Raw genomic sequence first — 20,519 nt, 5'->3', positions numbered from 1 at the left:
CCACGCGTGCGCTGGACAGTTTGTAAGTCGCAGTTTTGTGGTTTTGCTGCGCAAAAGTAACCCACAACACCACGACTTACAAACTGCCGTTGTACGCGGCGTTGAAGCTGTAGAAAAACCCCAAAAATCGATTGTTTTTCGTTAAAATGGCGCATCCCCTCAGGAGTGCGCTTATGCCAAAGTTTATTCCTTACAATCATGATCAAAATGCGATGGTGGTGATTAATTTTCGCGACCAGTTGCAACCCGGCACCTTCGAGCACGCTATTCATTATTTGATTCATGAAAAGCTCGATCTTTCTATCTTTGATTACGCTTACAACAATAAAGATGGCGGTAGGCCTGCGTATAACCCTGCCATTTTACTCGGTGTTGTGTTGTTCGCTTACTCCAAAGGTATTACGTCCAGCCGCGAAATTGAGTGGTGTTGTACGAACAATATTATTTTTAAAGCGCTTTCTTGCGATACCGTTCCTCATTTCACCACTATCGCCAGTTTTATTAGTAGCCATCCGCAAGCGATTGAAGCGCTGTTCGAACAAATCCTATTGGTTTGTCATGAGCAAGGATTATTGGGCAATGAGCTGTTTGCGATTGATGGTTGCAAAATGTCCTCTAACGCCTCCAAGGAATGGTCGGGAACATTTAAAGAATTGCAGCAGAAACGCGCCAAATTAAAAAAGTTGATTCGGCACCATATGCGGGAGCACCGCCGTATCGATAAAACCGAATCTGCTGATGCAGAAAAGCAAAGGCGCACCGCCCAGACAATCGAAACCTTAAGTAAAGCGCACGATAAGATTGATAAATTCCTAAAGACAGCAGCCCCACGGATGGGGCAGGCGAAACGGCCGACTGAAGTAAAAAGCAATATTACCGATAATGAATCAGCCAAGATGACGACCAGTAAAGGCACCATTCAGGGTTATAACGGTATTGCGGCGGTTGATAAAAAGCACCAGATCATTATTGATGCCCAAGCCTTTGGCGCGGGCCAGGAACACCACACCTTACAGCCTGTTATTGAAAGTATTAAGGTGCGTTACCAAAAACTGAAATTTGCGCACAATATCTATCGCAAGCAGACACTGGTTACAGCGGACACTGGCTTTGCTAATGAGGCCAATATGGAATACCTCTACACCCATAAAATTAATGCTTATATTCCAGATAATAATTTTCGCAGTCGCGACCCAAAATTTGCTGAGCAGAAAGCGAAATATGGCAAGCGCAAGCCCATCAAGAAAATAAAAACCCGTTATAAAGAAGTCATTCCGGCTAGTGAATTCCACTTTGATGCATCGACAAAAACCTGCATTTGCCCAGCAGGGGAAACCATGTGGTTAAAGCGCGAAGGGACGGATCGTTATGGCAAACATCAAAAGTTGTATTTTGAGGGAAGGCTCAGTAAGTGTCGGGTATGCCCGCTAAAGGAACAGTGCATGCAAAACCCGGATTCAGCCAATGATCGAACCGGGCATGGGCGGCAGGTGTCCTTTATTATTGATAAAGAAACCAAAAACAAATATACCGAATGGATGAAGTCTCGGGTCGATAGCGAATTTGGCAAAATGGTTTATAGTCATCGCATGTCCACGGTTGAGCCTGTGTTCGCTAATATCGGCACAAACAAAGGGCTAAAGCGCTTCAGTCTACGTGGCAAAGCCAAAGTTCAGGGGCAATGGCAGTTGTTTTGTATGATCCACAATATAGAAAAGCTCGCGAATTATGGTGATTTGACCAACGCGAAGCGAAAATAAGAACGAATATAGGCAAACAACTCGCTTTTTCAAAGCGCAACGCAATTAATGAATAAGAGCAATTGAAAATCCAAGAACAGTTAGGCAAAGTTGGCTAATTAATTATTAATCAATTAGCTGTAAGTAAATTCAGTGGTTATTGGGTTTTTCTACGGCTTCGTTATGAAGGCATATGAATAAGCATCTAATCATTTTGTTGTTATTGTTTTTTCTAATTTCGTGCTCTGCTAGCACTCCTGTAAATGTTGTAAATACTAAACCGAAAAATTGTACATTTATAACAACTGTTTCAGTCTCACAGTGTTCGGCGGGGTTACTAGCGCATGCTGAAACAACCGAAGACTCTTTGAATGTGTTGAAAAGTGAGGCTGTGAAATCTGGAGGAAATACAATGGAATGCTGTGCTGTAGAGAAAGAGGAAACAGTTGTTTCGGGAGTAAATTCTGAGTCAGGTCAGGTTACTTGTATAGGCGTTGTCCAACATTCAGCCAATGTGTATAAATGTAAAAAGTAGTCATAACAAAGCAATCAAACGTATGGTTTCTAATTTGCGTTTTTGCCATTCCGCTTCGCTGCATTTTATGGCAAAAGTGCAACTTAAAAACCACCGTTTATCATTCGTTAGGTATTCCCAATAAATGAAGAACATTTCAATTTCAAAGGCGGTAGGAGCGGGCACTTTATTTGTAAATGTGCCAGTGTTTATTCTTCTTATGTCTGGTATAGCTTTAGTTATGCTATTTGCAAAACTGGAAATTTTTCCAAAAGAACTTGGCTGGTTAAATTGCTTAGGCTTCGTTTTCGGTTTTTTATTTGCTTGGTTGTGGTGGTCATTTACAGTTCCCTTGTGGCGGTATTGGGCTTATCAACGTGTAGAAAGCATTTTGGAGTTGAAGGCTCAGGCAATAAAGGCGGGGCTAATTTGGCCTGACGGTAGCATTTTTGAACGTACAGAAATCAAGCCTAAAAAATTAATAGCGTTAGAGCGAGAGCTGGGTGAAAAAATAAATACCTAACAAATCGCTTAAGTAGCGCATTTAGCGAATTGCTGCGCAAAGTTTATCGCAATGCGCTACTTACAAACTGCGGTTGAATACTACGTTATGGAGAAAGGGAGGTTAAAATTGACTAAAATTATTAGAAGCACAAAAACAAAATTTATTTTAGGTTTTGCTACATGGTTTGCTATCACAATGACTGCACTAAAATGGTTTGATAGCCATGAAGTCGGCGCTACTGCTAATTTGACCATGAGTCTTGCATTTACCTTTTCCTACTGGGCGTTTTGTGGTGGGCTAGTTGGCTGTTTCCTTTGGCGTCAAGCATCGAAAAAGAAAAAATAGAAATTTCATTGTCGACACTACATGTTTTTTTCCCCATTAATTAATAAAGACCAATTTTTAGCTATTTTCTCAGTTTTTATGCGGATAGTGCACAGAGCGATGCTGTTTCTGAAGTTCGTTTCAAATCTATAAGATAAAGGATAAATGTATGTCCAATTTATGGTCTCCCGATATTTATCAAAAAGCCTGGACGTTTTCAACGCGCAAGCATGCTGGGCAAACCTACGGGGGTGCTTGTGAGGGCGAACGAATTCCTTATATCAATCATATCGCCAGTGTTGCTATGGAAGTTGCGTTTGCGGCCGCAATGACGCACGAGTTCCTCGATGCAGATTTGGCGATTCAATGCGCGTTATTGCACGATACCATTGAGGATACGGATGTAACTTACGAAGAATTGCGTGAGTTGTTTGGTGGTGCTGTGGCAGAAGGTGTTATGGCGTTGTCTAAAAATCAAAGCTTGCCCACCAAACAGTCGCAAATGGAGGATTCAATTGCGCGTATAAAGTTGCAGCCCAAGGAGGTTTGGATGGTGAAACTGGCTGACCGCATTACCAATCTTTATCACCCGCCTTTTTATTGGAATGATGAAAAGATTCTGTCTTATCAACAAGAAGCGCAGTATATTCTGGACCAATTGGGGGAGAGCAATGCTGCGTTGGCAAACAGGCTGATGCAAAAAATTGAAGAATATCCTGCGTTTTTACGAGGTATCGTTTAATCCATGAATTGGTTGGCGCACGCCTATTTATCCAAACCGAATATTGAGTTTCGAGTGGGTAATATATTGCCGGATTTGGTGTCGATTACTGAATTAAAAACGTTTTCAGGTTCCTATCAGGAAGGCATTCTTTGTCATAAGGCGATAGACGCTTTCACCGATTCTCACCCGATTGTAAAAGCTGGTATTAGCCGCTTTCCCGCAAACTATCGGCGGTTCGGCGGTATTCTAACGGATGTTTTTTATGATCATTTCCTGGCAAAACATTGGGCTAATTATTCCACGCTCAGCTTGAGCGAATTCTCCAATGGTTTTTATGCAGACCTGTTAACCGTTCAGGGTCAGATTCCTGAAGAAATATTCTATAAATTTCAACGTATTTTTACCCACAAGATTTTTGAAACCTATACGGATATTTCTGGTGTTGAAGTTGCGTTGGGGCGCATTGACCTGCGGCTGCGGCGCCCGGCAAACCTGGCGAAGGCGACGGAAGTCCTGGAAGCCGGGTATGGCCTCTATGAGGCCGACTTTTTCGAATTTTTTGGCGAATTGAAACAGTATGTAAAACTCCATACGCAAGAAAATTAAAACCCCGAGTATAGCCCGGGGTTTCAGTTATGGTGTTTCAATCAACTTGCCAACACTCACCAAATATAACGCGGTTTTAATCGGCAAAGTTTCTGTTGCGGCGATGAGTTTCTTATAACCTAGTAGTTGCCCCCTGTAGGTTTCCATTTCCCGCGCGAAAAATGCCTCCGGTGTTTCAGCGGCATCCGGTTCGCTGCTTTTGTAATCCACAATCCAGCGAGTGCCATTTTCGATAAAGGTACGGTCGATAATGGATTCTTTCACATCCTGCTGATCTCTTTGCATCAGCGATAATTCGCAAGCGCTTTGGGTATGTTCACAGTTGAGTAGCCAGCGGCCTGTGTCACTGTTCAATGTGTTAGTAATAACGGCGCTGATTTTCTGCAGGGCATTTTGCAAGTGTTCGCCGTTCCAACCCAGTTGTTGGAGCTGGATTTTCCAGAAGGCATGTTGTTGATGAATAAACACCTCAGCTTGTACACAGGTGCTTGCAGAGACTAATTTATTTTCCACTAGTGCTTGCAGGGCAGAGTGGATCACTGTGCCGGTATGGCGAGCCAGGCGCGCGCTGGTCGTTTCCAGCTCTGGTAGGTTGAGCGGGTTTTTCGGGTGCTCTGTGAGTGATTCTTCGTTGGTGCTCAAATCATATTCATGGCCGCGATATTTTTTTAACAAGGTAACTTCCCGCAATGCAGGTAATTGCCATTGCGGCGGCAAGCGCAAAATGTGTTGCAATCCAGGTTGATCGGTAATGAAAGATTCCGACTTTGCTGCGGGTGAGTAACTATTACTGCGCGTAATAATGTTGGCCTGCTCTTTAACTAATGGCCAAATTCCATGGAGCAATGAATTTTTTGCCGGCGCTTGCAGTTCTTCCTCTTTGTTGTTGATGCAAGCCAGTAAATGCAATTGCTTGATGGCACGGGTACAACCTACATATAACAGCCGAGTTGATTCAAACGCTTGTTGCTTTTCCTGCTCCCGGCGCATAAACGTGTAGAGGCTGTCCTCGTCTTTACCGGTGGGTGCAAGAGAGCCGAGCAGTAATTGTTTCTCTCCACTATGATTAATTCGCTCTTGCCAGAGCAGTAATTGCTTGTCGTCTTTACGCGCACTGCGATCCAGGCCGGGAATAATTACGGTATCAAATTCCAATCCTTTGGATTTGTGAATCGTCATGACTTGTAAACGCGCATCAGCATCCGCCTGCGGTGCGGCAAATAAACGTTCAATGGCTTGATGGAAAGCTTGCCAGTCGCGAATGCTGCCGCCTTGCTGGTGTTTGTCCAACAGCGCAAAAAAGCTCTGGATATTATCGCGATCATTTTCATCCAATAAGGTGGCTGGTCCTCCTAACGCCAGCCAGAGGCCTTCAATCCATTGCCGTAGGGGTTTGCGGTAGCGCTCCGCTAATGTTTGCAGCAGTAGCGGAACAACACGTGAAAGAATTTTTTGGCCGTCATCACTAATTCCGGAAATACTTGAATAGTGTTGGAGTTGCGGCCAGATGACGCTGAAGGCGGTTTCACTGGTGCGTGGATTTAATTCGTTAAGCGACGCCGTGGTAATACGGTGTAAATCATGGTTGTCCAGCCCGCACCAGGGCGCGCGTAAAATTGCCAGCCAGGCAATGCGATCTGCAGGATTTAACAGTGCACGCGTGAGCGACAATAAATCCATAATCGCCATACGACTTGCAAGGCGATCGATTTCAGTAGCCTGATAACTTAACCCAGCTGCATTTAACGCTGGCAATATTTTTTGTAGATGATTGCGGGTGCGCACCAATATAGCGATGCTACCGTCCGGGTTTTTGCGACGTGCTTCTTGCACCAACCCAACCACCTTTTCTGCTTCCTGCCATTGCGCAGTTTGCCTTGGGTTGGAAGAGCGGGAAACACCTTCTTCTTCCTCATCGCCATTTTTGTCTGACTGATCTTGAGACACGTAGCTGCTGATATGAAATTGCACGGCGTTACCATGTAATTCCCGATCTAATTCCGGTTTGAATGCAACGGAAGCAGAATAACTTACCGCGCCGCGGCTGATATCATCTTGAGCAGGAAATGCATTTTTGAAAATGTCATTCACCCAGTTAACGACACCGGCTTGTGAGCGAAAGTTTACCCGCAGGTCGAGTGCTTCCAGTGCGACTGAGCCTATGCCTTGTTGGCGTGCATCCAGAAATAAACCGACATTGGCATTGCGGAATCCATAACAACTTTGCATTCCGTCACCCACGATAAATAAGGTGCAACCATCGTTCGCCTGCCAGCCATTGGTTAATTTTTTAAGCAGTTCCAGCTGTGGGCTGGCGGTATCCTGAAATTCATCCACCAGAATATGGCGAATGCGATAATCCAGTTGCAGGGCGAGGTCGCTTGGGGAATCTTCTTCGCCCAGTGCAATCAGTGCGGCCTGACTAATGGCGGTGTAATCCGTTGCGCTGAGTTGTTTAAATACCAGGGTCAGTTGGGCCGCTAAAATTGGCAAGATGCTGGTGAGGCTATCTAACAATTGCCATTGGTGTTCGGCGTAGTGTGCTGCCGGCAATGCTCGTATTTCGTGGAGCAATTGTTCAGTTCCGGGCGACGTATCGGTAATTGCTGCAATCAAATCGCTGAACCGATTTTTTAATTCAGCATTTTCTTTGCCGGCAGGAAATCCTTCTGCTTTGGTTAGTCGTGCGCGATACGTGCCGCTGTTAGTTAGTAATAAATCCGCGATAGCAAGCCACTCGGAAACGGCCTGAGGTTGTGCAAGGGGAATTCCGCTAATGCCCTGTAATTCGTGGATGCGATTTTTGCGTTCGCCCTCCTGTTGCAGGTTGGTTGCTGCGGCATCGGCAATACTGCAGATTTCGCTGCTGTGCAATTGCAGTGCTTCTGCAACCAGTTCCAGATGTTCGCGAATGACTAATTGCAATACGCTTTCCAGATAGCGACGCGCGTCTTCATGACGTGCTTGCAAAAGCACTCCTAACCATTGTTCGCGTTTGGCGAGCAAGCTGGTTAATAAATTTTCGACGGAATTCAGATTGTTATCCATATGGCGCAGCAATCGCGTTAAATCCGCGCGGAACGGAGAATCCTGTTCGAGCAATGTGAACAGTTCGCGCACGGCCAATCGATAGGCTTGATCGGCGTCTTCCAGAGTATCCGGCTGTGCCCCTATACCGCTGGCGAGCGGTAATTGTTTGGTGATAGAACGGCACAGACTATCGATAGTTTGCACGCGTAAACGTTGTGGGCTTTGCAACAAATTCCATTGCAGTTCTTGGTCGCGCTCCAACACTTTTTGCGCGAGTTGCCAGGTGCGCAGTGCGTGTGGATCTTGTGGTTGCGGATTTTCTGCTGCCTGCCAGAGTGCGTGGATTATCCGGTCCTGCATTTCGCCGGCCGCTTTGCGCGTAAAGGTGATCGCGAGAATTTCTTCCGGTTGTTCGCAATGCGCGAGTAGAGTTAGTACTCGTTGGGTTAATAAGCCGGTTTTGCCTGAGCCGGCAGGTGCGGACACCGCAAAAGAATTGTGCGGGTTTAATGCATCAAAACGAACTTGCTGGTCAATCGGCTGGTGGCTCGCTGGTTCATTGGTGTTGCTTGCTGCTACATTGCCATTGGTTGTTGGAGTGAAATTAACCGGTGATCCAAAGTCGAAATTTGACTGTGACATTAGTTAGCTCCTCCATTTACCTGTAGGAAATTTTCTACGGCGTCCTGTTCCAGTAAGCGGTTGAGCGGTAATAAATCTTCAGCATATTGTGCTGCAGTTGAGTTTTTCATATCTACGCGCGCATCGCCTTGAATAAATGCTTGGGCGAGTTGTTGTAAATCCTGTGTCCAGGTATCTATTTGTTCTTGCCAACTGATTTTTCCAGTTTCAATACCCGGGTGTTGTATTTGCAATTCGCCCGTACCCAGCCATTTCATGGCCTTGGCGTTAATCTGCGCAAAGCTGATAGCGGTTACCGGGCTTTCTGACGTGACAGCGTAGAGCGGTAATTGCGGTTCGTCCATACGGTTGCCTTGCCAGCTTTTAACGCTGGGGCTACCGGATTTGTAATCGATCAGAATTAATTCGCCGCTCTGTTCAAGTTGGTCGATACGGTCAATGCGTAGTTTTAGAGGCAATCCAGCGAAATCAATTTCAACCTCCTGCTCAATCGCCACCAGGCTAAATGCCGGCCGCATTTTTTCCAGTGCGAGCCATTCCAGTATTAATTGCTGCAAGCGCTCTTGTTCAAGCTGTGCATAGATAACACCAATACTGGTGCCGCGTTTTTGTTTGACGGTATCTACCGCCGCTTGCGTGGTGTGATTTACCAGAGTAGTAAGTGCGGCATCATCCAGTGCTAATAACGTTGCTTGATTTTTTAATTCGCGCCAGATAACTGCCAGTGCATCGTGCAATAAATTGCCGCGTTCAATGGGTGTGAAACCGGCGATGGGGTCATCGATACGTGTCGCACCTAAACGCAAGCGCGCAAAGGCATTAAACGGGCAGGCGGCTTGTTCTTTAAATAAGTTGGCACCACCGCGCACCGGTTCTTCCGCAATTTGCAGTGCGGGTGCTTGTGCCGCGCGAATAGGTTGCAGCGCTTTTTGTGCGGCTATTTGTTGGTAGTTGTGTGCGCTGGCGGTTTGTTCACTTGCGATGAGTTGCTGAACCGGCGTGAGTGGCCAGCTACGTATTAAGGCACTGGGGCTGAGTTCACTGCCGTCATCGTTGTGTGCCGAACTGAAAATAACTTGTGATGCGCATTGGCGATAATGCGCCGTCAACGCCCGTGCAAATGCCAGTTCACGTTCAGCACTGGCGTGCGGCATTTTGTGGGTGCGTTGTAAATTAGTGGGCAGTAACGGATTAGGTGCGGGCACGGGTGGCCATTGGCGATGATGCAAGCCCATCACCCAGCAATGGCTGAATTGCAAACCGGCGCCTTCCAGCGCACCAAGGATTTGAACTGGCGAATGGGGCGTCTGCGCCTGAAAGGGTGTTTTACCTGCAATGGTGCGGAGCTGTTGCACAGCCGCGAGATATGAAAATTGAATCCCGGTGTTGTCCAGCTGCACAAAATTTTCCAGTAAGCTATTCCATTGACTGAGTTGTTGGTGCTCCTGGCTATCCAACCGGCGTGTACCTGGCCAACCGAGTAAATTCAAATGGCTTTGAAAAAAATCGCTCCAGTAGTGAGCACTGTGATTGCCGTAGGTTTGGCGGCGATAATTTTCCAATTGAATTAAGCGTGTGCTTAAACTGGTGTCGTTTTCAGCAATGCCAAGTTGATCCGCTATTTTTTTACAGAAGTAGCGAATATCGCTCAGGCTAATGGTAAATTTTCCCAACTTGCGCAATGAGGTAATCAAATGGGTTCGCAATACGAGTTCGTTGTCGGCATCGCTAAAGAAAGGCGACAGCAACAGATGACAAATACTTTCCAGATCCCACGTGGATTTTTGTAACTCCAATAAATCCAAGGTCGCCGCAATAATCGGTGTCGCGCCCAACGGGGTGCCGGCGGAAAAGTTAAACGGTAAGGTGTAGCGCGGTTGATCTGGTAGCAGTGCCAGTGGTTCGAAGACCTCGACAAAGATGCGTTCCACCTGATCACGGCACTGACCGAGGTTGGGCACAATTATGCCGATCATCGCCTCCGGGGTTTGCTCCAGTTGCTGCTTGCTCCAAAGCGCGGCACTGCGAATTTCCTGTTCAATGCTATTGGTTTCAGTGCGTAGCAATTGCACCGACTGGTTTTCTATTTTGATGGTATTTAACTGCTGGCAGGCGCTGTTGATTAAATCCTGGTGCAGCGGTGGAATGTCGTCAAAGCCGGTGAGGTGGATTACCGGTTCTTGCGGAATCGAAAAATGTTGACAGGCATCAACTAAAATTGCGATGGCATTTTCCAGCGTAATAAACCCCAGGCTTGCAATTTTTGCGCGAAATTCCCCCAGCCAGGTGAGCCAGCAGTAACTATTACTTGCCACATTCAATTGTGGCTCCGCATTGCGTACGTCCTCTTCGGTTAGCTGCCACAATTCAAGGTTGCGCAGAGCGCTATCTGCCGCTTGGGCCAGCGGCTCTGGCTGTAAGAGGGCGGCAGCGAGCGACGAGTGGCTGATGATTTTTTCCCACAATGCCTGGCGCTGCAGGTTATTAATAATTTGACGCGCAGCCGGCGCATAGGCGCGTCGCTGCAATTGTGCCCAGTTGAGGTCGATCCATTGGCTGAGCGAATAAATGCGGGGGCTGGCCCAAACCGGTTGCTGCTGCCGCTTTCCATAAGCGCGCAACATGTGGTTGCGCAGGCGATTGTTAGCCGTAATGATCAATTCGCCGTTGTTGATGGCTGGCAAGTAGGGGGTTATATCGAAATAGGTATCGACCATGATTTTTTCTGACGCTAGTGAGGTTGGGCAATTATGGCAGTAGAGTCGGTTAGGCAACAGTTTTTTGGTTATAAGTCAGCAGATAAGTAATTGTTGGACAACGACTTTGCAATCCTTGCGGCTTGTTTGGTGGCGGGAAACATGCTAATTTTCGCCGCATAATAAATAGCACCAAATACTTCATCTGCATCTACTTCATCAGTGCTTATGCAGATACCCCCGGCACCTAAGGTCAATACAAACAGGTGAGTGTTTCATTAGTCGGCGTGACTTTTTAGCAATCTTGCTTAACGCGGCTATGATTCCCTTTGTATTCCATAACTATAAGCATGTGACCTTATGAACCAGCAAACCGCCCTTGGCCAACAGTCCGTTGGCAACTACCGTTGGACTATTTGTGGTCTGTTGTTTTTCGCTACCACGGTTAACTATCTCGATCGCCAGGTATTAAGCCTGCTGTCTCCAGAGTTGATGCAACTCTACCATTGGAATAACAACGATTACGGCAATATCACGGCCCTTTTTACCTTTGTTTATGCGATCTCCATGATTTTTGCGGGGCGCTTTATTGATAAGTTTGGCACCAAGAACGGATACATCATCGCTATCGCTATTTGGTCTGTCGGTGCGGCAATTCATGCGTTTGCCTACGAAATGGGCGCTGGTTTTTATACCTTCCTGAGTTGGATTGGATTGGCGGATATCGACCAGGCCAGCGGTACTGTGAATGGTGTAGCTGCGATTACGGCCTATTCGGTAGCCGGTTTTATGATCGCGCGCGCCGTGCTGGCATTTGGTGAAGCGGGTAACTTTCCGGCGGCTATTAAAGCAACCGCCGAATATTTCCCCAAAAAAGAGCGCTCTTTTGCCACGGGTATTTTTAACTCGGGCGCTAACGTAGGTGCAATCCTTGCCCCTTTGACTGTACCGGTTATTGGAGTGATGTGGGGTTGGCAGTGGGCATTTATTATTGTTGGCGTCATCGGCCTCGCGTGGATTGTGTTCTGGTGGGTGTGGTACGACAAGCCGAGCGAGCAAAAGCGGCTAACTGATTCCGAGCGTGCTTACATCAACTCTGACGTTGCTGAAAGTGAAGCCGTTGAAGAGCAGGTAAAAACCTCCTGGTTTACGCTCTTGAGCTACCGTCAAACCTGGGCTTTTGCCTTCGGCAAATTTATGACCGACGGTGTTTGGTGGTTCTTCCTGTTTTGGTTGCCAATCTATTTGGGTAAACAGTACGGCATGCAAAAAACTGAAATTGCGCTGCCGATCGCGCTTATTTATACGTTAACTATGTTCGGTAGTATCGGCGGCGGTGCCTTCCCCGGCTATTTCATTAAAAAGGGGATGGATGCGTTTAATGCACGCCGTACAGCCATGTTGGTGATTGCCCTGTTTCCCTTGGTGGTGTTGCTGGCCCAACCCTTGGGGCACATTTCGGTGTGGATTCCCATTCTGCTGATTGCTGTGGGTGCGTCCGCGCACCAGGCTTGGTCAGCCAATATTTTCACCACTGTGTCTGATATGTTCCCGAAAAAAGCGGTAGGTTCAGTTGTGGGGATCGGGGGATTTGCCGGCGGTATGGGTGGCGTGTTGCTGAATAAGCTGGGCGGTGGATTGTTTGATCACTTTGAAAAAATGGGTAATACCGCGATGGGTTACAGCATTATGTTTGCGATCTGTGCAACCGCTTACCTAATCGCCTGGTTTGTTATGCGTTTGCTGGTTCCTAAATACAAACCAATTACCGATTTGTAATTTTTATTGTTTACAGTATTGTTGATAATTAATTCAATAATTCCTTGATCCTGAAAAACCGCCGTCAGCTAACTGCCGGCGGTTTTTTATTGGTCACCATAGTTGCTTCCTCGTTTTTTAAATGGCCTTTAATGCCAAAACAATCTAATTATTAGTCAGCATTTTACGAGTTATGTCTGCCCTGATTGATTTAACGGTCAATACTTATGTGGCGTTTCCCTTTCCCGCAGAAAAACTTGCATGAGGAACCTGATATGTCTGCAACTAATAATAACGCCGCAACCGCCAAGACCATTATGAGTAAAATGCTACTGAGCGCCTATGAGGGCTGGACTATTCGTCGCTTGGCCGATTTTTTTATCAAGCACGGTATTTCTGGTGCCCCGGTTATTGCTTCTGACCATGAGCTGGTAGGCGTGGTAACCGTGTCGGATATTTTTAAATTCAGCAACATGGAGGAGAGCCGCCGCCGCGAAGCGCTGCGCAACTATTATCGAGAAAGTTGTGAAATTGATCTGGATGAAACCAGTTTGCGTGAGTGGAGTGGCCGTGCTGAACAAAACTGCACCGTGCATCAAATTATGCAAAAAGAAATTATTAGTGTCCGGCAGGATGCTAGTGTGAGTGAGGTTGCTGCGGTCATGGTGCGCAATAATATTCACCGAGTGGTTGTCACCGAGCACAAAATTGCCGTGGGTGTTATTACCAGTATGGATATTTTGCGTCACCTGCAACCGGATGGGCATGAATTGCGTTTGGTTAGCTAAGCAATGTAACGGGCGGCTATGGAGCGGACCCGCGAGTTAGATTGCCAAATAATCCTGACGATAAATTCCAAAATTTTTCAACGCTGCTTCCAGTCGTTCTGCTTCAGTGGTTTGTTTGGTAAATACCGCAATATTTTCTGATGGTATTGCGGTAGTTCCCATCCTGCCTTGTAGTAGGTATTCAACTCGCCGTGCAATTGCTTCGCCAGAGTCAATCATTTGAACGCTTGCGGGCAACTCAGTAGCAAGCTCTTCTTTTAATAACGGGAAGTGGGTGCAGGCTAAAACCAGTCTGTCCATGTGGGCTGATTGCTCATGCGCAAGCAATGAATGAATAATTTGCGCGATCGCCGCTTGTTCAATACTTTCTCCGCGCAATTTTTGTTCTGCGAGCTGTACCAATTCACTGCTACCTAATGAAATGACTTCGCATCGGGGCGCGTATTCACGAATCAACTCATGGGTATAAGGGCGCGCCACAGTAGCGGGCGTGGCGAGTAAACCTATTACCCCTGTTTGTGTTTGCTGCGCCGCAGGTTTAATGGCGGGGACAACACCCACAATTGGCAAAGTCAGCTGGCTGCGTAAATGGGGCAGGGTGAGTGTACTGGCGGTATTGCAGGCGATCACCAGAATATCGACCGGGTATTGCCGCAGCAGGGTATTAATAACCTTGTCCACCCGGGCAATCAACTCGGCTTCACCCTTGGTGCCATAAGGAAAAAAGCCATTATCCGAGGCATAAACCAGTGATAGTCCAGGCAAGCGTTGCTGAATTTCACGGGCTACGCTCAAGCCTCCAACACCGGAGTCGAACACCAGAACGCGCGGCTCAAGGCTGGAATCTGTGTTGGTTTGAGTAGAGCTACTTAGGGAATCGGTCATGTGCGGGTCAATCAAATCGCCTGAAAGTGGGCAAGTATTGCTAAAATGGCTGCCGATTTTAACGGCCGGGGCCATTTATGCCTAGCGGCGTTTACATTCTGGAGTTTTCCTGTGAGTTCATCCCTTATTCTCCTTCTGGCCGCCTTGGCGGGAGTAGTCATTGGTGCGTTGCTGGTGTATTGGTTGCTGGGGCGTCGCCAGGACCAGGCGATATTGGCTAAAACCGTTGAGCTGGAGGCCGCGCAACAGCAAGTGCAGCATAGCCACGCCTTGCGTGAGGCCAGCCTGCAGCAAGAGTCTGCCCAACTCAAGCAACAATTAGTTGAACTGAAGAGCCAGTTCCAAGGCGCCCAGCAGCAGGTGCAACTGTTGCAGCAGGAGCTGGGGGAAAGTCGTCAGGAATCTGCGGGGTTGCGCGAAAAAACCCGTCACTTCGACGCTTTGCAGGAGCAATCGCAGCGCAAAGATGAGCAACTGACCCTGCTAGAAAAAAATACCACTGAGCTGCAAACTCGCCTCGAGCAAGAGCGCAAACATTTCGCCGAGCAACTGGCACTGTTGCAAAACGCCAAAGCAGATCTGGCCAAGGAGTTCGAAAATCTCGCCAATAAAATTTTTGATAACAAGCAACAACAATTCAGCAGTAATAGTAAGACGTTGTTGGATAGCACCCTGGACCCGCTGAAGCTACAGCTCAGTGAGTTTCGCAAAAAAGTGGAAGATGTTTACGAAAAAGAAAATGCCGAGCGCAATCGCTTGGCTGGTCAGGTGGTCGAGCTACAGAAGCAGGCGCAAAAAATTGGTGAGGATGCCGTTAACCTCGCGCAAGCGCTAAAAGGCAATACCAAAGCCCAAGGCAACTGGGGGGAAGTTGTGCTGGAGCGTTTGCTGGAAGAGTCCGGCTTACAGAAAGGGCGCGAATACGATACACAGGTGAATTTCACCGGTGCCGACGGTAGCCGGTTAATGCCGGATGTGATTATCCATTTGCCGGAAAGTAAAGATATAGTGATTGACGCCAAGTGCTCATTGGTCGATTACGAAAAATATTGCAGCAGTGATGATGAATCTGAACGCAAGCAATTTCTTGCGGGGCATATCAACTCGCTGCGAAGTCATATCAAGGGTTTAAGTATTAAAGATTACGAAAAAATAGATGGTATAAAAGCGCTGGATTTCGTTTTTATTTTTATCCCGATTGAGGCGGCATTTATGCTTGCGTTGCAGCATGAGCCAGCGCTGTATCGCGAAGCCTATGATCGCCACATCGTACTGGTTAGTCCAACGACCTTGCTTGCAACCTTGCGTACAGTAGAAAATATCTGGCGGTATGAGAAGCAAAATAAAAATGCCGAACGCATCGCGAAAGAAGCGGGGGCGCTGCACGACCAATTTGTACTCTTGTTGGAATCGTTGGATGCAATTGGTAATGCCATCAATAAAACCCAGGAGTCCTACGCTAAGGCGCGCGAGCGTCTGCAAACGGGGCGCGGCAACTTGGTGAAACGTGTTGATGATATTCGACGCCTGGGAGCAAAAACCAAGCGTAGTATTTCTGGTGCGTTGCTCGAGGATGCCGGGGTCGAAGCAGACACGCTGTTGTTGGAAGAAATAACGGAAGACACTGGCGAAAATAGCTGATTGATTTTTACCGATAGGTGTTAATTGATTGGCGGCAATTGATCGATGTTAGTCGATTCCGGTTGTGTGGTTATTCGTGAAATGTAGAGATGGTTTATGAATTGGTTGTGGTCTTTTCTTGCGCTAGGCGCCCTCATTATTTTGGTGTTATCAACCATTGCAGCACGTTTGGTATACAAGGTGTATCGTCAGCAAAAAGAGCGTGAGGCGAAACTCCAAGCATTGGAAGACGCCAATCAAAAAGCACAGCGTGAGCAGCGTGAATGGTTAAATAAAAGTATCCAGATTCTCGCTCAGGCATTGCACAACGATGAACTCACCTTAACCGAAGCCTGCATACGTATTACGGGTTGCCTGGATTCTCTGAATGTTCAGGTTGCCGTTAAAGAGGAGTTTTCTGCGTTGTATCAATTGCGCGAAAAAACAGCGCATATTCCTTATCTGGAAGCTTGGAAACAGTTGTCCAAAGCTGAGCAAAATCAATTTGATATTGAACGTTTGCGTCATGAATCTACGTTTAATGATTTTGTTATGGATGCCGCAAAACGCATTCAAGGCAGGACGTTTTAATGTCAGGGTTATTTTCGTGTCGCGTAATGCAGGTCAGCGACTTGGACGATGTGCTGCGTATTCAGTCGGAAGCCTATTTAGATGAAATGGTGGAGAGCGGAGCAATTATTGCGGCGCGTCTCGATAATGTTCCTGATACTTGCTGGGTGGTTGAAGGTGAACAAGGTGTATGTGGGTATTTGGTGGGGTACCTATCTCATAAAGGCGCAGTAACTCCCTGGGGTAGTGAGTTTGCACACAAACGCGATGCGGATCATTTGTATCTGCATGATCTGGCAATCAGTAAATCCGCAGCAGGTTGTGGTTTGGGACCATTGCTGGTTAACCATGCGTTACTACAGGCAAAATCCCGTCGGTTGGTTGGAGCCGCATTGGTTTCGGTGCAGGATTCCAGAGGTTTTTGGCAGAAGATGGGTTTCAATGAGTTTGTCGGCTTAACGCCAGCCCAGCAACAGCATTTGGATTCTTATACTGGGCCAGCGTTTTATATGACGCAGGGTTTTGCGATAAATCAATAGTGATATTCGAGAAAATTATTTTTTCTGCAGGATCACACCACACTCCGCGTGGTGGGTGTAAGGGAATTGATCAAACAGGGCAAACGCTTTGATCTGATGAGTTTGGGTGATGGTGCGTAAGTTATCGCGCAGCGTATCCGGATTGCAGGATATATAAATAATGTTGTCGAAGCGCTGCGTAATGCTAGTCGTGTGTGGGTCAAGTCCCGCACGGGGCGGGTCGACAAAAATACTGGAAAAGTTGTAATCCATTAAATTCACATGACGTAAGCGATTGAACTCGCGCACACCGTCCATCGCCTGCGAAAATTCCTCGCTCGACATGCGCGCGATCTGAATGTTATCAACCTGGTTACGTGCAATATTGTATTGCGCCGAATCAACAGAGGTTTTTGACACTTCGGTGGCCAAGACTTTGTTAAAGTTTTGTGCCAGAGGTAAGGTGAAGTTACCGTTACCGCAATAAAGCTCCAACAAGTCCCCGCCAAATCCTCGGCTGTTTTCTACTGCCCAGCTCAACATGGATTGACATACGCCGGCATTAGGTTGGGTAAAACTGGCTTCGACCTGCTGGTAAAAATACTCTCGCCCTAATACCTGCATGCGCTCGATCACGTGATCCCGCTCCACCAGTAACCGCTGTTTGCGGCTGCGGCCGACAATATCAATCCCCAGTTGTTGTTTCAGTGTTTTTGCTTTGACAACCCAATCTTCAGTTAAGGGTTTGTGATAAATCAGGGTAACCAGTGCTTCACCACTTTGGGTGGTAAGAAAATCCACTTGGTAAAGTTTGTGGCGGAGTAACTCATCCTCATTAATTGCTGCTAATAACGCAGGCATTAATTGGTTCATTAACGCCGAGCCAACCGGAAATTCGTGAATCGCGTAGGGATGTTTGGCCTCATCAAACATGACATAGTCGGAGAGTGCTTGCTTATGCCATACACGAAATTCTGCGCGCATGCGGTAATGCTGCTCGGTAGAGGGAAATACTTGTATTTCCGGCAAAAGGAATTCGCCAAAATCCTGTTGGATTTTGGCAAGTTTTGCGTCTAGTTGTTGTTGATATCGGGCAGGGGAAAAATCGCTATTGGTCATAAGTGGCTCATTGCATAACAAGGCGGGCCGCGTAAGTGCACAGCCCGATTGCAGCCATTATAACTTCTTCGTCTCACAATTGCCCCAATCGCAGGTCAGGACTTCCACGGAGCTATCACCGCAAAAGTTGGCGTAGGCTTCTTTTGGCCACTGGTTGACTATGCTGAGGGTAAAACCGGTAGGGCATTTTGACTCATGCTCTTTAACAAGTTTGTAGTAGGTTGGCCCGGGAGCCACTTCGGTGATGCCGGCAGCAAGGCTGGGTATATTGGCGATAGCCTGGTCCAGCGGCAAATGAGTCAGCAATTCAGGCGCATAGGGAGCAATCTTGGGGTGCTTTGCCAAGTTGTTCGAGCTTGCGTTAATTTTGCTTAAGCGAAATTCGCAGGTTTTTACCTGGTTGAACGGTGTGCGTTGGTTTAGCGATAGTTCCTTTATTGCGCGTTGTTTTGCCTCACGTGCTAATTTAATGGCGGTCGGCGCCAGGGTTTTACCTTGGTATTCAAAGGTGTTCGCTGCCTGTTGCTGACTATAAAGTTGATCGGCGGACAACAACAATTGGTTGTTGCTGTTAAGCCAATCCTGTTGTTTGCTAATTGCGTCAATTTCTATTTCACCACCCAATGACGCACAACTTGAAAACAATGTGGAGTAGTAAACAGCCTCATCCAATACGGCGGTAGCTGCTTGCGCGAGGGACTCAGGGCTTGTTGGTGGCGTTGACGGTGCTGCACAGGCTTGCAACAGTACAGAGCAAAGGGCAGAGAGAGAAAGCAAGGTATGGCGATTCATTTATTCTTATCCTGTAGGTGATCGGAGAGCGTTTGATTATTATTCCCGATAAATTAAAGCGGCAATCTGATAATAAAGTTACTTCCTTTTCCGGGGCTGGTTTTTACGTCAATCGTTCCCTGGTGGCGTTCGGTAATAATAAAATAAGAAACCGAAAGTCCTAAACCTGTGCCTGAGCCTACGTCCTTGGTGGTAAAGAAAGGCTCAAAAATATGTTGGCGTACAGTATCGGTCATGCCGGGTCCATTGTCCTGTACCTCTATCACAAGTTGATCTTTCTCGGTGTATGCGCGTACCCAGATACATGGTGCATCCACTTCATGGCTGAGCAATGCCTGTTTTGCATTGCGCAATAAATTCAATACCACTTGTTGTAATTCAGGTGCAGAAGCATTTATTGCAGGTAGTTGATCACTAAATTCGGTAATGAGTTGAATGCCCTGAATGCCGGGTGTTTTTGGTGCGTTGCTGTGATTGAGCGCGATAGTTTGTTCAAGCAGGTGTTTGATATCTATAAGACTGGTTTTGCGTTGGGAGTTGTGAGAAAACTCAAGCATATTGCGCACTATAGTTGCAGAGCGCTCGCCAGCCTCTCGAATTGAATCCAGCATGAGTGGGATGTCACGTGCTTTCAAGTAGTGATCTACCGCATCAATATTGATTCCCAGTTCGTTGGCACGTTCAGCGTTGGTACCAAAATGAATATCGGTGCGGCGAACAATGTTTTGAACGTTTTGTAAAATCACACTGAGAGGATTATTTATTTCATGAGCTATGCCAGCAGCAACCTCACCCAGAGAATACATTTTTTCATTTTGAATCATTAGGTTTTCAATGGTCACTTTCATAGTGACGTCATCAACCCGAATTACTGCTCCCTGTTCATTGCTTGATATCAGCGGATAAATAGTGATTTCGAAGTAACGCTTTTTTTCATGTTCCTGATGTTGTGTGTGTTGGATGGAATGGGGTTCTCCACCGCGAATTGAACCGCGAATCACATTGATGGTAACCGGAAACAAGGGCAGTAGATCAGTTATATTTCGACCCAGGGCTTCATTGGAAAAAATTTCAAAGGCATTTTCGGCAGCAGCATTCCAGTGCGTGACTTCTCCGTAAGCAGTTACACCAATGATGATTGATGGCATGGAGTTAATCATGCTTTGTAAGTAGAGCTTGGTTTCTCGCAATTGGCGACCAGTTTGCTCATGGCGAGCTACTTCATCTATCAACAGATCGTTAATCCGATGCAGGCTTTTGGTGCGATCCTGTATTTTGTCTTCCAGTGCTTTTTGCGATTCCTTGAGGGCTTTGCGCGCACGTTTATTGCTCAGGCGGCTGCGCTGTAAACCAATGATTAACAGGGTTTGCAATATCAGCAGGAAAATTACCAACAGTCCCATCCAGGAGCCTGGCTCGCCGGTGGGCAGGGTGGTGCTCAGTGTTTCAGTAACAGAAGTCTGGCTCATTGTGTAATGGCTGATTATTCCCGGGCTATTAAATCTAGCAGCTTGTTGCTTGGTGCTTGTAGTGCAATATATCGATTGCCTGAATTTGGCGGAAATTTTTTGGAACACTAACGAGCTTTCTGTAGGCTTTCCATTCAATGTTGGCGAAGGTTTAATCGACCTGGGAAAAGTTTAAATTTTTAGTGAAAAAATGTTTGACACTCAAGCCAGATTCGTTAGA

The 20,519-nt window shown here is 46.9% G+C and carries 16 protein-coding genes; 10 read left to right on the top strand and 6 right to left on the bottom strand.

Annotation, left to right across the window (positions count from 1 at the left end; translation table 11 throughout):
- Positions 1–173: 173 nt before the first annotated feature.
- From D0C16_RS06705 to D0C16_RS06685, 5 genes are all read left to right on the top strand, one after another.
- A complete protein-coding gene (locus tag D0C16_RS06705) occupies positions 174–1,760 on the top strand; it encodes an IS1182 family transposase (RefSeq protein WP_151031424.1) in 1,587 nt (528 codons plus the stop codon).
- A gap of 638 nt (positions 1,761–2,398) precedes the next feature.
- Positions 2,399–2,776, top strand: a complete 378-nt coding sequence (locus D0C16_RS06700; protein ID WP_151031599.1) for a hypothetical protein — start codon at positions 2,399–2,401, stop codon at positions 2,774–2,776.
- A 108-nt stretch (positions 2,777–2,884) separates the two neighbouring features.
- Complete coding sequence (locus D0C16_RS06695) at positions 2,885–3,103, top strand: hypothetical protein (RefSeq protein WP_151031598.1); 219 nt, start codon at positions 2,885–2,887, stop codon at positions 3,101–3,103.
- A gap of 148 nt (positions 3,104–3,251) precedes the next feature.
- Positions 3,252–3,824, top strand: a complete 573-nt coding sequence (locus D0C16_RS06690) for an HD domain-containing protein (RefSeq protein WP_151031597.1) — start codon at positions 3,252–3,254, stop codon at positions 3,822–3,824.
- Between the two features lie 3 nt (positions 3,825–3,827).
- A complete protein-coding gene (locus D0C16_RS06685) occupies positions 3,828–4,412 on the top strand; it encodes an ACP phosphodiesterase (RefSeq protein WP_151031596.1) in 585 nt (194 codons plus the stop codon).
- 27 nt (positions 4,413–4,439) lie between these two features.
- Here D0C16_RS06685 and D0C16_RS06680 read toward each other — a convergent pair whose 3' ends face one another.
- Together D0C16_RS06680 and D0C16_RS06675 are read right to left on the bottom strand one after the other, a co-directional pair.
- Positions 4,440–8,084 (bottom strand): exodeoxyribonuclease V subunit beta, encoded by a 3,645-nt coding sequence (locus D0C16_RS06680; RefSeq protein WP_151031595.1) that lies wholly within the window; start codon positions 8,082–8,084, stop codon positions 4,440–4,442.
- Positions 8,084–10,801 (bottom strand): PD-(D/E)XK nuclease family protein, encoded by a 2,718-nt coding sequence (locus D0C16_RS06675; protein ID WP_151031594.1) that lies wholly within the window; start codon positions 10,799–10,801, stop codon positions 8,084–8,086. The genes D0C16_RS06680 and D0C16_RS06675 overlap by 1 nt, the downstream gene beginning before the upstream one ends.
- A 339-nt stretch (positions 10,802–11,140) precedes the next feature.
- Here D0C16_RS06675 and D0C16_RS06670 point away from each other — a divergent pair, with 339 nt between their 5' ends.
- Positions 11,141–12,559 (top strand): MFS transporter, encoded by a 1,419-nt coding sequence (locus tag D0C16_RS06670; RefSeq protein WP_151031593.1) that lies wholly within the window; start codon positions 11,141–11,143, stop codon positions 12,557–12,559.
- A 254-nt stretch (positions 12,560–12,813) separates the two neighbouring features.
- On the top strand, positions 12,814–13,326 hold the full coding sequence (locus D0C16_RS06665; protein ID WP_151031592.1) for an HPP family protein: 513 nt from the start codon (positions 12,814–12,816) through the stop codon (positions 13,324–13,326).
- Positions 13,327–13,362: 36 nt separating this feature from the next.
- On the opposite strand, the gene murI is transcribed toward D0C16_RS06665, so the two are convergent.
- Positions 13,363–14,211 carry a glutamate racemase gene (murI, locus tag D0C16_RS06660; RefSeq protein ID WP_151031591.1) on the bottom strand — a complete coding sequence of 283 codons (849 nt, stop codon included), beginning with the start codon at positions 14,209–14,211 and terminating at the stop codon, positions 13,363–13,365.
- Positions 14,212–14,322: 111 nt separating this feature from the next.
- Between murI and rmuC the strand changes: the two genes are divergently transcribed.
- From rmuC to D0C16_RS06645, 3 genes are all read left to right on the top strand, one after another.
- Entirely contained in the window at positions 14,323–15,852 is a 1,530-nt protein-coding gene (rmuC, locus tag D0C16_RS06655; RefSeq protein ID WP_151031590.1) for a DNA recombination protein RmuC, read from the top strand.
- 96 nt (positions 15,853–15,948) lie between these two features.
- Positions 15,949–16,422, top strand: coding sequence for a DUF2489 domain-containing protein (locus D0C16_RS06650; RefSeq protein WP_151031589.1), 474 nt, complete (start codon positions 15,949–15,951; stop codon positions 16,420–16,422).
- Positions 16,422–16,940 (top strand): GNAT family N-acetyltransferase, encoded by a 519-nt coding sequence (locus D0C16_RS06645; protein ID WP_225318931.1) that lies wholly within the window; start codon positions 16,422–16,424, stop codon positions 16,938–16,940. Before D0C16_RS06650 ends, D0C16_RS06645 begins: the two co-directional genes overlap by 1 nt.
- Before the next feature lie 15 nt (positions 16,941–16,955).
- On the opposite strand, the gene trmA is transcribed toward D0C16_RS06645, so the two are convergent.
- Genes trmA through D0C16_RS06630 form a run of 3 tightly spaced genes read right to left on the bottom strand, consistent with a single transcriptional unit; the run spans position 16,956 to position 20,299 of the window.
- On the bottom strand, positions 16,956–18,038 hold the full coding sequence (gene trmA, locus D0C16_RS06640; protein WP_151031588.1) for a tRNA (uridine(54)-C5)-methyltransferase TrmA: 1,083 nt from the start codon (positions 18,036–18,038) through the stop codon (positions 16,956–16,958).
- A 57-nt stretch (positions 18,039–18,095) separates the two neighbouring features.
- The gene (locus D0C16_RS06635; RefSeq protein ID WP_151031587.1) at positions 18,096–18,830 is read right to left on the bottom strand and encodes a hypothetical protein; all 735 of its coding nucleotides are present in this window, start codon (positions 18,828–18,830) and stop codon (positions 18,096–18,098) included.
- 53 nt (positions 18,831–18,883) lie between these two features.
- Entirely contained in the window at positions 18,884–20,299 is a 1,416-nt protein-coding gene (locus D0C16_RS06630; protein ID WP_151031586.1) for a nitrogen regulation protein NR(II), read from the bottom strand.
- Positions 20,300–20,519: the final 220 nt, after the last annotated feature.

The organism is Cellvibrio sp. KY-GH-1, assembly GCF_008806975.1.
GTDB lineage: Bacteria > Pseudomonadota > Gammaproteobacteria > Pseudomonadales > Cellvibrionaceae > Cellvibrio.
The sequence above is the reverse complement of the archived record's forward strand: the minus strand, read 5'-3'. Positions and strand labels throughout refer to the sequence as shown.

Coding starts and splice junctions, on each gene's coding strand:
- D0C16_RS06705 (WP_151031424.1), top strand. CDS start 174: ATGCCAAAGTTTATTCCTTACAATCATGATCAAAATGCGATGGTGGTG.
- D0C16_RS06700 (WP_151031599.1), top strand. CDS start 2,399: ATGAAGAACATTTCAATTTCAAAGGCGGTAGGAGCGGGCACTTTATTT.
- D0C16_RS06690 (WP_151031597.1), top strand. CDS start 3,252: ATGTCCAATTTATGGTCTCCCGATATTTATCAAAAAGCCTGGACGTTT.
- D0C16_RS06685 (WP_151031596.1), top strand. CDS start 3,828: ATGAATTGGTTGGCGCACGCCTATTTATCCAAACCGAATATTGAGTTT.
- D0C16_RS06680 (WP_151031595.1), bottom strand. CDS start 8,084: ATGTCACAGTCAAATTTCGACTTTGGATCACCGGTTAATTTCACTCCA.
- D0C16_RS06675 (WP_151031594.1), bottom strand. CDS start 10,801: ATGGTCGATACCTATTTCGATATAACCCCCTACTTGCCAGCCATCAAC.
- D0C16_RS06670 (WP_151031593.1), top strand. CDS start 11,141: ATGAACCAGCAAACCGCCCTTGGCCAACAGTCCGTTGGCAACTACCGT.
- D0C16_RS06665 (WP_151031592.1), top strand. CDS start 12,814: ATGTCTGCAACTAATAATAACGCCGCAACCGCCAAGACCATTATGAGT.
- murI (WP_151031591.1), bottom strand. CDS start 14,211: ATGACCGATTCCCTAAGTAGCTCTACTCAAACCAACACAGATTCCAGC.
- D0C16_RS06650 (WP_151031589.1), top strand. CDS start 15,949: ATGAATTGGTTGTGGTCTTTTCTTGCGCTAGGCGCCCTCATTATTTTG.
- D0C16_RS06645 (WP_225318931.1), top strand. CDS start 16,422: ATGTCAGGGTTATTTTCGTGTCGCGTAATGCAGGTCAGCGACTTGGAC.
- trmA (WP_151031588.1), bottom strand. CDS start 18,038: ATGACCAATAGCGATTTTTCCCCTGCCCGATATCAACAACAACTAGAC.
- D0C16_RS06635 (WP_151031587.1), bottom strand. CDS start 18,830: ATGAATCGCCATACCTTGCTTTCTCTCTCTGCCCTTTGCTCTGTACTG.
- D0C16_RS06630 (WP_151031586.1), bottom strand. CDS start 20,299: ATGAGCCAGACTTCTGTTACTGAAACACTGAGCACCACCCTGCCCACC.